The 12,604-nt window shown below is 61.3% G+C and carries 9 protein-coding genes; 8 read left to right on the top strand and 1 reads right to left on the bottom strand.

Annotated elements, in window-relative coordinates:
* Window positions 1-2: 2 nt before the first annotated feature.
* Complete coding sequence (locus tag MU551_RS18350) at window positions 3-2,456, bottom strand: beta-glucosidase family protein (protein WP_247047243.1); 2,454 nt, start codon at window positions 2,454-2,456, stop codon at window positions 3-5.
* 125 nt (window positions 2,457-2,581) lie between these two features.
* Between MU551_RS18350 and MU551_RS18345 the strand changes: the two genes are divergently transcribed.
* From MU551_RS18345 to MU551_RS18310, 8 genes are all read left to right on the top strand, one after another.
* Window positions 2,582-3,169 carry a TetR/AcrR family transcriptional regulator gene (locus MU551_RS18345; RefSeq protein ID WP_247047241.1) on the top strand — a complete coding sequence of 196 codons (588 nt, stop codon included), beginning with the start codon at window positions 2,582-2,584 and terminating at the stop codon, window positions 3,167-3,169.
* Between the two features lie 69 nt (window positions 3,170-3,238).
* A complete protein-coding gene (locus tag MU551_RS18340; protein ID WP_372489895.1) occupies window positions 3,239-4,261 on the top strand; it encodes a LacI family DNA-binding transcriptional regulator in 1,023 nt (340 codons plus the stop codon).
* A gap of 168 nt (window positions 4,262-4,429) precedes the next feature.
* On the top strand, window positions 4,430-5,956 hold the full coding sequence (locus MU551_RS18335) for an ABC transporter substrate-binding protein (protein ID WP_247047237.1): 1,527 nt from the start codon (window positions 4,430-4,432) through the stop codon (window positions 5,954-5,956).
* Window positions 5,957-5,967: 11 nt separating this feature from the next.
* Window positions 5,968-6,975 carry an ABC transporter permease gene (locus tag MU551_RS18330; RefSeq protein WP_247047236.1) on the top strand — a complete coding sequence of 336 codons (1,008 nt, stop codon included), beginning with the start codon at window positions 5,968-5,970 and terminating at the stop codon, window positions 6,973-6,975.
* The gene (locus MU551_RS18325) at window positions 6,972-8,888 is read left to right on the top strand and encodes a dipeptide/oligopeptide/nickel ABC transporter permease/ATP-binding protein (protein WP_247047227.1); all 1,917 of its coding nucleotides are present in this window, start codon (window positions 6,972-6,974) and stop codon (window positions 8,886-8,888) included. The genes MU551_RS18330 and MU551_RS18325 overlap by 4 nt, the downstream gene beginning before the upstream one ends.
* Window positions 8,885-9,736 carry an ATP-binding cassette domain-containing protein gene (locus tag MU551_RS18320; protein ID WP_247047218.1) on the top strand — a complete coding sequence of 284 codons (852 nt, stop codon included), beginning with the start codon at window positions 8,885-8,887 and terminating at the stop codon, window positions 9,734-9,736. The genes MU551_RS18325 and MU551_RS18320 overlap by 4 nt, the downstream gene beginning before the upstream one ends.
* Before the next feature lie 61 nt (window positions 9,737-9,797).
* Window positions 9,798-11,213: a glucuronate isomerase gene (gene uxaC / locus MU551_RS18315; RefSeq protein ID WP_247047216.1), complete on the top strand. Its 1,416-nt coding sequence runs from the start codon at window positions 9,798-9,800 to the stop codon at window positions 11,211-11,213.
* A gap of 65 nt (window positions 11,214-11,278) precedes the next feature.
* Window positions 11,279-12,586 carry a mannitol dehydrogenase family protein gene (locus tag MU551_RS18310; protein ID WP_247047466.1) on the top strand — a complete coding sequence of 436 codons (1,308 nt, stop codon included), beginning with the start codon at window positions 11,279-11,281 and terminating at the stop codon, window positions 12,584-12,586.
* The last annotated feature ends 18 nt before the right edge of the window (window positions 12,587-12,604 follow it).

Here is a 12,604-nt window from a genome sequence, read left to right as displayed (position 1 = left end):
CGTTAGCGCAGATCGATTTTCGCGGTGAGCGGCAGTTCAGTGACCGAGGTACCGATGCGGAGGATGTATTCGCCGGGCTCATAAATCCAGCCCTTATCCCAGTAAGCCAGGAGCCTGGTGGGGACGTCCAGGACAGCAGTGACGGTTTCGCCGGGCTCTGCCCAGGCAGGAGCGGAGGCGACGAGCCAGCGGACGGGGCGATCTACAGCGGAGCCGGGCTTTTCGGCATAGACCTGGACCACGTTTTTGCCGGGCCGGGTGCCGGTGTTAGTCAACGTGACGGAAATCGGGACGACGACGCCGGGTGCTGCGGTGGTGGGGGCGTCGGCGGTATCCAGGGTCCACGCGGTGTAGCCGAGGCCATATCCGAATTCGTAGGCCGGGGAGATGCCGGCTTTGAGCCAGCCGCGGTAGCCGATGTGGATGCCTTCGTCGTAGGTGAGCTTTCCGTCGGCGTCCGGGGTGACGTTAATGACGGGCACGTCTTCCTGGGTTGCGGGCCAGGTGGTGGGGAGCCTGCCTCCGGGTTCGGTGGCGCCGGTGAGGATGTCGGTGAGGGCGTGTCCGAATTCCTGGCCGCCGAAGTATCCGATCAGCGTCGCGGCGGCCTCGTTACGCCACGGCAGCAGGACTGGTGAACCGGAGTTGATGATGACCACGGTGCGGGGGTTGGCGGCGGCGACGGCGTGGACCAGACGGTCCTGCAGGCCCGGGAGGTCCAGGGAGGTCCGGTCGTAGCCTTCGGATTCAACGCGGGAGTTGGTGCCCACCACGACGACGGCGATATCGGCATCCCGCGCGGCTTCGACGGCCTCATCTATCAGCGTGTCCGGGTCCGAGTCGTCCGGCTCTATTCCGATGGTGATGCTGAGGGCATTGGACAGCGGTCCGGTACGGTCGCTGGTGTCCAGTTCCACTCGTACGTCCAAAGGGACCCCCGCCGTCGTCTGGATTTCTACAGACGCTGATGGTGGTGCAAGGAATGCAGCGCCGAGGTCCGTGCCCACTGGCACGATGTTCTCTTCGTGGCGCAGCACATCGTCCACAAAAATCCTGCCACGGCCTACGGTGGAAAAGCCCAGCCTGATGGTGCCGGTCTCCTCCGGGGTGAATATTGTATGGAACTCAACCACGGACGATGCTTCGATCGGGGCATCGCCGCCGAACCAGACCAGAGCGGTGGCCCGGCGGTCCTCCGCGAAGAGCTCCGCTCCCTGGGCATCAAGGAAGCGTACCCGGAGCCCGGGATCTTCCGTCTTTGGGTTCTGCAGGCGCTCCAGAGGCAGTTCGGCAATGCCTTCATGCACTACCGCCCCCAGACTGTAAGTCACCTTGTCGGCGCCGAACACCTCCCGGATACCCTCCAGAGGCGTCACGATCTTTTCGGGGACCACCGTGGCGGAGCCGCCACCCTGGGTGCGCGCGTAGCGGGCGTTGTGACCAATCACCGCGACCCTCTTCACCGCAGAGGGATCCACCGGCAGGACGCCGTCGTTTTTCACCATCACGGTTCCGGCGGCGGAGGCTTCCCGCGCGAATGCAACAGGGTCTTCACTGTCCGTCTCCTGAAGGCCAACGCCCTCAAAACCTTCCAGGGCCCCAACCCGGGCAGCCAGTTGCAGGATCCGCAGGACCTTACGGTCGATGCTTGACTCCTCCACTTCCCCTGCGTTGACTGCAGCAACCAAGGCTTCGCCCCACGGGCCCTCAGGTCCGGGCATCACCAAATCCTGAGAATGCCGGGCGCTGTTTATGCTCCGGACTGCCGTCCAGTCGCTGATGACCACACCATCGAAGCCCCATTCGCTATTCAACGGGGTTTCCAGGAGCTCGTTTTCGGTGGCGGTGGCCCCGTTAATGGAGTTGTAGGCGCTCATCACCAGCCAAGCCTTCGATTCGACAATGGCCTTCTCGAAGGCGAGCAGGTACAACTCGCGCAGCGGCCGGTCCCCCACTTTGACGTCCACGGTGAACCGGTCAGTTTCGGAGTCATTGGCGACGTAGTGCTTGGGGGTAGCTCCGACACCGTTCCGCTGTGCACCGGAAACGTAGGCAGCGGCGAGTTCCGCCGTCAGGACGGGATCCTCGCTGAAAGCTTCAAAGTGGCGGCCGCCCAGGGGCGATCGGTGGAGGTTAATTGTGGGGCCCAAAACGACGTCGACACCCTTGCCGCGGGCCTCGACTGCCGAGGCGGCACCTAGACGGTCGGCGATGGCAGGATCCCAGGATGAGCTGATAGCCGTCGCAGACGGAAAGTTCATGGAGGGCTGACGTTCGTCCCAGACCTCACCCCGGACCCCTATGGGGCCGTCGGAGACCAGCATCCGGCGCAGGCCGATCTTCTCCATCGGCCAGGTTGTCCAGAAATCACGGCCGGTCAGAAGCTGAACCTTTTCCTCAAGGGTCAGCTGGGCAAGCAGGTTTGTCAGTTGTTGGTCCACAGTGGCGGTTTCCATTGACGTCCTTGTCTATAGGGCAGTAATGACCCCGGATGAGGTCTCAGGGAGTTTCCACTGATGTTAGCGTCAAAAATCGAGTATGACTAGGTTTTATAGCAAAAGGAGTGAAATACACTCAAAAGATGTCCTCATCAAAGCCACGTGGCCAGTACCCCAAGGGCGCGGAACGACGCTCACAGATCATTCGAACGGCAACTGACGTCTTCGCGACTGAGGGCTTTGAGGGCACGGCTCTCAAACGGGTAGCAGAGATGGTGGGTGTGAAGGAACCGACTCTTTTTCACTATTTCCGTGGCAAGCAGGAGTTACTTACCGCAGTGCTCAGTGAGAGGGACCGGCGCAGCGTCGAGGCCCCGACGAAAGACGATGGCAGCCTACCCCTGATTGTCAGGACCGCCGAGAAAAACCGACATGAGCCGGGGCTCACTGCCCTCTATGCCGTGGCGTCCGCCACAGCAATTGACCCGGAACACGACTCGCACAGCTACTTCAAGCACCGCTACGCGGAGGTTGTGGACGCCTTGGCCGAGGACATTCGACGTCGGCAGGCCGCGGGAGAGGCACGCCAGGACCTCCCTCCGAGGGATCTCGCCCGGATGGTGGTTGCCCTGTCTGACGGCCTGCAGCTGCAGTGGCTTTACGACAGGGAAGTGGACATGGCGGCGGGCCTTTCGCAGTTTATTGACGTGCTGCTAAAGCCAGCTCAATAGGGCTCATAGTTCCCGGTTCTTGGCTACCGGTTGCCATTACGCTTGCCACATTGCTTTAATCTTCTTGTGATCAACAGCGAGGGCTTTTCAGGCAAAGCACCGACTATCTACGATATCGCCGAACGGGCAGGCGTAGCTCCGTCAACGGTGTCCCGTGCGTTATCAAAGCCTGGCCGCGTCAATGAACGAACAAGGAGCAAGATAGCCGTCATTGCTGCCGAACTCGGGTACGTCGCCAGCACGCAAGCCCAAAGTTTGACCACCGGCCGCACGGGCTCGGTTGCATTACTTGTACCGGATGTCACGAACCCCTTCTATTTCGACATTATCCGGGGAACTCAACTTGAGTTGCGGGCGCGCGGCTTCACTCTGTTGCTCATAGATACCGAGGAGTCAGCGGAGATCGAGCTCCAGACCCTGCGGCAATTGCGGCGGACAGCGGACGGCCTTATCCTGGCCGCTTCCCGGCTAACGGACCAGCAGCTGGCGGAAGAGGCGCGTCGTCAGCCGTTGGTGACAATAAACCGGCCCGCCGCAGACGCGCCCACAGTGCTGTTGGACACCCCTGAGGTCATGGTTCAGGCAGTGGACCACCTGGCCTCGTTGGGCCATAAATCAATAACATATGTCAGTGGTCCCACAGGTTCATGGTCGAACCACCGACGCTGGCACGCCATTGAAGCGGCGGCATCAAAACGCGACATCACGGTCCGTAAAATTGGGCCGTACCTCCCCAACACCTCGTCAGGAGCAGCCGCAGGCGACGCAGCGATCGGTACCGGCGCCACCGCGCTTGTGGCGTTCAACGACCTGATTGCCATCGGCATGCTGCAGCGCTTCAAGGCACGAGGAGTCAGGGTGCCTGAGGACATTAGCGTTGTTGGGTGTGACGACATCTTTGGTGCAGATTTTTGCAACCCGCCCCTGACAACTATCGCCTCCCCTATCGAACGTGTCGGCAGGGTGGCGGTCTCGATGCTTATGGCGCAGCTTGATGCGAAGCCAGGCGACGCAGCCAGAAAACTGGCAGTCATTCCCACGTATCTGAAAGTAAGAAACTCAACGGGGCCGGCACCTCGAAATCCCGATTGAACGAGCCCGTTGACAAGCGCCGCTGCGTTACGCAACCACCTTTTTGGCAACTTTTGGCAACTCTATTGCTGAAGTTGCAGTGCGATTCTAAAGTTGAGGACAACTCGGTTTGTGGTCCCGCTCACAGTAAGTGAAGGCCCTGCCCTGCTGACACAAGGAGTCTGAACAATGAAGTTGAGTACAAAAGCACTGGGGCTGGCCGCAGCAGCTTCCGTAGCACTCACAGGCTGCGCCTCTGGTGGAGGCGGAACAACTTCGGGCGGCAATGCCGGTCCCCAGCCTCTAACTCTCGGTATTTTCGGGGAACCGCGATCATGGGACTCTTCCCAGGCCCACGTCGGTCACGGGTTGCAGCCTTATCAGGTGGCTTACGACTCACTGCTGCTTCGTGAACCTGACGGCAAACTCAGCCCCATGCTTGCCACCAAGTGGCAGTACAACCAAGACAACACCGTGCTGACGTTGGATCTTCGGACGGACGTCACCTTCAGCGACGGTGAAAAGTTTGACGCGGCCGCCGCGAAAGCCAATCTCGACAATTTCCGCAAGGCCAACGGTCCTCAGCTGAACCAGCTCGCAGTAGTTGAGGAGGTGAAGGCCGTGGACGCGGACACTGTGGAACTTGATCTGAGCGCACCGGACCCCTCCCTGGAGTTCTACCTCAGCCAGGCTGCGGGTTTGATGGGCAGCCCTAAAGCCTTGGGCTCTGAAGGAATTAAGACCGTGCCTGTCGGCAGTGGCCCATACGTCTTGGACAAGGCCTCTTCCGTTGCAGGTTCCCAGCTGGTATTCACAGCCCGGGAGGGCTACTGGAACAAGGACCTTCAGAAGTTTTCCAAAGTGACATTGAAGACGCTGCAGGATTCGACTGCCCGTACCAACGCCCTCGTCTCGGGTCAGGTGGACGCTGCGCTCCTTGACCCGAAGACCGGCAAGCAGGCCGAGGGGGCAGGAATGAAGCTGGTGACAAACCAGGTGGACTGGACAGGTCTGCTGCTGATGGACCGAAATGGCGAAGTGAACAAAGCCCTCGGGGATGTCCGTGTCCGCCAGGCCATCAACCACGCATTCGACCGGAAAACGATCCTCGATCAGGTGCGACTCGGCCGGGGCACGCCTACAAGCCAGGTGTTCGGTAAAGAGAGTGGCGCATGGGTGGAGGACCTGGAGGACAAATACTCCTATGACCCCGAAAAGGCCAAAGCGTTACTCAAGGAAGCCGGCTACAGCAGCGGCGTGACCCTTGATTTGCCTGCACTTCCGGCCGAGGAGCCAACACTTTTGGCCATCCTCAAGCAGCAGCTTTCCGATGTGGGCATCACACTGAACGTCGGGGCTCCTATTGCCAACACGTTCGCCACTGACGTTGCAGCCAAGAAGTACCCCGCCATCCAGTTCAACCTTTTCCAGGGCGAGCCCTGGGTAGCCATCAACCAGATGATCTCCACCAAGGCTCTTTACAACCCGTTCAAGAACACAAACCCCGAACTGCAGGCGATGATCGACGCCGTGCAGACCGCAGGGCCGGAAGCGGGCGAAAAGGCCAAGGACGTCAACCGCTATGTAACGGAAAACGCATGGTTCGCGCCGCTCTTCCGGGTGGACCAGATGTACTACCACAACTCGAAGATCACGGTCACGCCACAGGTCCAGCAGGCCGTGCCGTCGATCTACAACTACGCGCCCGCCAACTAGGCGCCCCACAGGTGGTGGAGGGCCGCAACCGGTTCTCCACCACCTCCGCCACTGAATCCACCCTCTGGAGCACCCGTATGTTCTCCTTCATCCTTAAACGTCTCTTCAGCGGCATAGTCGTCCTGTTGACTGTGTCAGCCCTGACCTTCTTTCTTCTCTACTTTGCCGGAGGCAGCATCGCCCGGAACATCGTGGGAGACCAGGCCAGCCCGGAACAGGTGGCGGCCAAGGAGGTTGAACTGGGACTCGACCAGCCACTGATTGCGCGCTTCGCTTCATGGCTCACTTCCGCAGCAACTGGCGACCTCGGACGCTCCTGGTTCACATCGGAGCCCGTCGCACAGGCCCTCTCAAGTCGAATTCCCGTAACCATGGTTATGGTCGTCACCGCTATGCTGCTGATCGGCATCCTCGCGGCTCTGCTGGGAGTGGCAGCGGCTGTGAAACGGGGACCCATCGACAGGGCTGTCCAGGTAAGCGCCATCATCGGGGACTCGATCCCCGGTTTCGTCATAGGCATTGTCCTTGTCACTCTTCTGGCCATTCAGCTCAAGCTGTTTCCGGCCACCAGCACGATTGCACCCGGCGTCGGAGTCGACGCGTGGATTCTTTCGCTGGCTTTGCCCGTTCTTGCGCTGGTCCTCAATGGCGTGGCAGGCGGTGCGCAGCAAATCCGCTCGGCAGTTATCAAACAGCTGGAACGCGACTACGTACGCACCCTCCGCAGCCGCGGAATCAGTGAAAACGAGATCCTCTTCAAACACGTCCTCCGCAGCGCCGCCCCTGCGGGCCTTACGGTCCTGAGCCTGCAGCTGATTGGCATGCTCGGGGGTGTCGTGATCATCGAAGCCATTTTCGCGCTGCCCGGCATCGGCCCCCTCGCTGTTTCCTCTACCAGCCAAGGCGACCTTCCGGTGGTCATGGGCGTGGTGATTTACACGGTCGCCGTCGTCATCGTCGTCAACCTCGTTGTTGACGTCATCAACGGCTGGCTCAACCCCAAGGTGCGTGTCTCATGAGCTCCTCCATGGCTCCTTTAACCCCATCCTCAGCCAGCTTCGGTCAGTCCGGGACGGTCGTCCGCTCGAGCCCCTTCCGGCGGCTGCTCAAAAACCCGATGGGCCTCATAGCATTGACAGTGCTGATCGTGATGGTGCTCCTGGCAGTGTTTGCACCGCTTCTGGCACCATTCGACGAAAACTTCGCGAACATCAGCAACACCCTGGCCAGCCCTGACAGCACGAACATCCTCGGCACTGACAGTGCCGGCCGGGACGTGTGGAGCCGGTTGCTCTATGGAGCCCAGCTGACACTTCTTTCGGCACTGCTGTGTGCAGCGGTGGCCATCGCTATAGGCCTGCCGAGTGGCCTCATTGCCGGGTACTACGGCGGTGCCTTCGACGCCACGTCCAACTGGGTGGTCTCGATCCTCATGAGCCTGCCCGGGCTCATCGTCCTGCTTGCCATTCGGGCTGCGTTCGGGCCTTCGGTCTGGATAGCAATGCTATTCTTCGGCATCCTCATCAGTCCCGGCTACTTCCGGCTCACGCGGAGCGCCGTGCAGTCCGTACGCAATGAGCTCTACGTGGACGCCGCCAGGGTTGCCGGGCTTTCGGACAGCGCCATCATTGGACGCCATGTTTTCTCCGTCGTCCGCGCTCCCATCATCATCCAAACAGCCGCGGTATGCGGCATAGCCATCGCGGTGCAGTCCGGTCTTGAATTCCTGGGGCTGGGTGACCCGTCCAAGGCAACATGGGGGGTCATGCTGAATGAAGGCTTCAAAAACGTCTACCTCAACTCCCAGCTTCTGCTTTGGCCGGCTTTGGCCATCGGCCTGACCATCGGGGCCCTCGTTCTGCTCGGTAACGCGGTCCGCGACGCCTTGGAGGACTCGGACCAGGTCCGTGAGGTCAAAGCCCTCGACGACGCCGAGTCGGCCAACACCGCAGCAGCCATGGGAGCAACGTCGGGCGTCGGCGACCTGCATCATGCAGCACCCAAACCACGGACACGTGCATCAAAAGAGCCGCCGCAGGTAGAGGAGGGAACCGAACACCACCTCATCAAGGTGTCCCATCTTGGCGTTGGCTATCCCCAGCCGGACGGCACCGTCAAACGGGTGGTGGACGATGTCTCATTCCACGTTGACCGGGGTGAAATCCTGGGAATTGTGGGTGAATCCGGTTCCGGAAAGTCCCAGACCGCCTTCTCCATCCTGGGGCTGCTGCCCGAATCGGCCCGCATCGTGGCCGGATCCATCCAGTTTGATGGCTCCTACACCGTGGCGCCGTCAGACGACCTTGTCGACCAGCGCCGGCTCGCATCCCTTCGGGGAAAGAGGATCAGCTACATCCCGCAGGAGCCGATGAGCAACCTAGACCCCGCCTTTACTGTCGGCTACCAGCTGGTTACCCCGATGATCCGCGTACTGGGCATCTCGAAGGCCGAAGCTAAAGAACGGGCTCTCAAGCTGCTCGCCGACGTCGGAATCCCGCATCCTGAACGTACTTTTGCAGCTTATCCGCACGAGATCTCCGGAGGCATGGCCCAGCGCGTGCTGATAGCAGGGGCCATCAGCTGCGAACCGGACCTGATCATTGCAGATGAACCAACCACGGCACTGGACGTGACAGTTCAGGCCGAGGTCCTCGACTTGCTGCGTGAACTGCAAAGCCGTCTGAATATCGGCGTCATCCTCGTCACGCACAACTTCGGAGTGGTCGCCGACCTCTGCGACCGCGTCGTGGTGATGCAGAACGGCAGGCTGGTGGAGGAAGGCACGGTCAGGGAAATCCTCCGTACCCCCGAACATCCGTATACCCGTACCCTCCTTGCCTCGATGCTGGAGGGCAAGGAACCCATGACCATGCTCACCGCACAGACGGCACCTGCCAGCGGCCGTGGCGACCAGAAGGAGGGACTGCGATGACTTCCAGTAGCTTGCTGAACGTCGACAATCTTGTGGTGGAATACCCCGGCAAGGGATTCCGGGCAGCCCCTTTCCGGGTTTTGAAGGGGGTCAGCATCGACGTCAACCCTGGCCAGACGCTTGGCCTCGTCGGCGAATCTGGCTCAGGCAAGACGACCCTGGGCCGAGCGGTGCTTGGCCTTGCCCCGGTCACTGAAGGCAGAATCCTGTTTGAGAACCGGGACATCAGCCACGCTTCCCGCAAAGACCGGCGCGCCCTTTCCAGGGATATCCAAGTGGTGTTCCAGGACCCGTACACCTCGCTGAATCCTGCGATGGAAATCGGGGCCATTCTTGCTGAACCGCTCACCGTCCAGGGCCAGAGCCCGTCTGATGCCCACGCCAGGGTAAAAGAACTTCTGGACCAGGTGGCCCTCCCGTCAGATGCCATCCACCGTTTGCCACGGGAGTTCTCCGGCGGTCAGCGCCAGCGCATTGCCATCGCGAGGGCTTTGGCCCTCTCCCCCAAGCTCATCGTGTGCGATGAGCCCGTCTCAGCACTGGACCTTTCCACTCAGGCACGTGTACTTGATCTGTTTCTTCAAATCCAGAAGGACACCGGCGTCGCATACCTTTTTATTTCGCACGATCTGGACGTGGTCCGCCATATCAGCCACCGGGTGGCTGTGATGTACCAAGGCGCAATTGTCGAACAGGGCCCGACCGAGCAGGTTACACGCGACCCGCAGCACCCCTACACCCAACGGCTCCTCCTCGCTTCCCCGGTCCCAGACCCCGACCGCCAGGCGACCCGCAGGCAGGCACGTAAGGAACTCTTGGCCAAATGGGCGGAACCCGTGGGGGCATAACCCCTTGGAACAACTAAAGCCAGCCCGCAACCACTTCCGGAGAACCCGAGAAACGGAAACCATGACAAAGTCCCTAGCTGCCCATCCAGAGCGTCTGCTGCCTGCCGACCCTGGTACCCGGGTTATCGCCCGTGACCTCCTGGCTGCGGTGCAGGAGCTGCCCATTATTTCTCCTCACGGTCACGTGCCGGCGGAAATGATTGCGGACGACACTGCGTTCGAGGATCCCACGGCGCTACTCATCGCTCCGGACCACTACGTGACCCGGCTTCTCCATGCCGCCGGCATCCCGCTCAGCGAGGTGGGAGCCGGCGGAGGCCCTGTCGATTCCCGGGCCGCTTGGCGCCGTTTCGCCGGTGCTTGGCCTCTCTTTGATGGCACAGCATCCGGATATTGGCTCCGCAGTGAGTTTGAACATGTCTTCGGACTGCCTTCCTCGCTGGTGGACAGTCTCCCCCATGGCGGAGCAGACGCCGTCTACGACGCCCTCGCCGCAAAGCTGTCCGAACCCGGTTTCCGGCCCCGCCACCTGTTCAAGGAGTTTGGAATCGAGGTGCTCGCCACCACCGATGACCCGCTCGATTCCCTGGATGCGCACCGCCGCTTGGCAGAGGATCCCAGCTTCGCAGGACGTGTCCTGCCAACCTTCCGGCCCGACGCATACCTGACACCATCCAACCCGGATTGGAAACTGCGCGTGGAGCGGCTGATGGCCGAGGCATCCGCCGGCGTGGAAGGCTTCGAAGGCTACCTCCTGGCACTGGAAAACCGGCGCAGGTACTTCATCGAGCACGGCGCCGTCTCCGCCGACCACGGCGTTCGCACCCCACGCACCCTCCAGCTGGACAAGGCCGAGGCCGCCCGCCTCTTCAGCGCAGCCCTGAAGGGTGAATCGACGCCAGCTGAGCAAGATGCCTTCGAGGCGCACATGCTTTATCAGATGGCACGCATGTCGGTAGAGGACGGGCTGGTCATGACCATACATCCCGGCTCCTACCGCAACCACCACGATCCCACTTTCAAACGGTTTGGGCCCGATACGGGGCACGACATTCCCTTTGCGATCGACTACACGGAAAGCATTCGACCTGTCTTGCAGGACTTCGGCACAGCGAAAGACTTTCACCTGGTGCTCTTTACCCTCGACGAAACGGTCTTCTCCCGTGAGCTGGCACCGTTGGCCGGGTTCTACCCTTCTGTCTTCGTCGGGGCCCCTTGGTGGTTCCTGGACGCACCCGATGCCATGCTTCGTTTCCGCTCCGCCGTTACGGAAACTGCCGGGTTCTCGCGAACCTCCGGATTCATTGACGACACCCGCGCGTTCTGTTCCATCCCCGCCCGCCACGACACGTCACGGCGCATCGAATCCGCATTCCTGGCACGGCTGGTGACAGAGCACCGCATCACCGAGGACCGTGCACACGAACTCATCCTCGACATCGTCGACGCCGCCCCGCGAAGGGTGTTCAAGCTGTGACCGCTCCCGCCAACTCCGAATCCCGGGATGTCCAAACCGGCGTATCCGCCTCAAAAAGTCAGGGCCTGCTGCCCCTGTTGACCCGCGAAGGCAAGGCAGCCCCTCCCGTGCGTATCGTCCACCTCGGCCTGGGCGCCTTTCATCGTTCGCACCAGGCCTGGTTCACCCAGCACTCACCCGATGCTGCCAGGTGGGGCATAGCCGCCTTCACAGGACGGCAACCCGAGGCTGCCGAAACGCTGGCGGCCCAAGACGGCCTGTTCACCCTCATTGTTCGAGGCCCTGACGGGGACCATTTCGAGACAGTCCAGTCCATAGCGGAAGCCCATAGCGGAGCAAAGACACACCTGCTGGACGAGCTGCTGGCTGCGACCACCACCTCAGTGGTGACACTGACAATCACCGAGGCCGCTTACCAAGCTGATGGCCCGGACTCGCCGCTTGCCCGTCTTGTAGGAGGCCTCGCGGCACGGCGCGCCCGAGCTGCTGGGCCGCTTGCCGTTGTCAGCTGCGACAACGTGGCCAGCAACGGTGATGTTGCGCAGGCTGCCGTCCTGCGGATTGCAGAAGCTCGGGACCGTACCAGTGGTGAGGCGGCCTCCCTCACGAATTGGATCCGGGAGAACGTCAGTTTCGTGAATACCTCCGTTGACCGCATAACGCCCCGCACCACCGACGATGACATCGCCGAGGTCGAGGCCCGGTGCGGTTACCGCGACCGTGCCGTGGCAGTTGCCGAACCATTTGCCAACTGGATCATGGCCGGAGATTTTCCCGCCGGGCGGCCCGCTTGGGAAGACGCCGGAGCCCAGTTTGTTGACGACATTGAGCCCTTCGAAAACCGTAAGCTGTGGCTCCTCAACGGCGCACACTCAATGCTCGCCTATGCAGGTAGCCTCCGTGGGCATTCAACGGTCTCGGATGCCTTGGCCGATGCCCGGTGCCGTGACGCCGTCGAAGCGTTCTGGAACGAAGCCCAGCGGCACCTGACTACATCGGAGCTTGATATCCCCTCCTACCGTGCAATGCTCCTGAACAGATTCACCAACCCGCGCATCGCTCATTTCCTTGAACAGATCTCCGCAGACGGAACTACCAAGCTGCGCATGCGGGCAGTTCCAGTCCTTACCGCAGAACGCCGGGCCGGCCGGTCGGGTCTGGCCGCAGCATCCATGCTTGCTGCCTGGATCGACTTCGTCTCTGCCAGCAGTTCATTTCAGGACCCGCTGCGGGAACAGATACTGGACGCCTTGGCCCTCGAGGGCAGGGAACGGACCGCCAATCTGCTGGCACTCATAGATCCATCCCTCGCCCAAGACGGAGACATCACCTACCGCGTTGACAGCCTTCTGGGCAGCTTCACGGCGAACTGAAAAAAGGCTGATGAGCTC

Origin of the sequence: Arthrobacter rhizosphaerae (assembly GCF_023062595.1) — a bacterium.
Classification (GTDB): Bacteria; Actinomycetota; Actinomycetes; order Actinomycetales; family Micrococcaceae; genus Arthrobacter; species Arthrobacter rhizosphaerae.
Note: the sequence above shows the minus strand (reverse complement) of the source record. Positions and strands in the feature narration are given on the sequence as shown.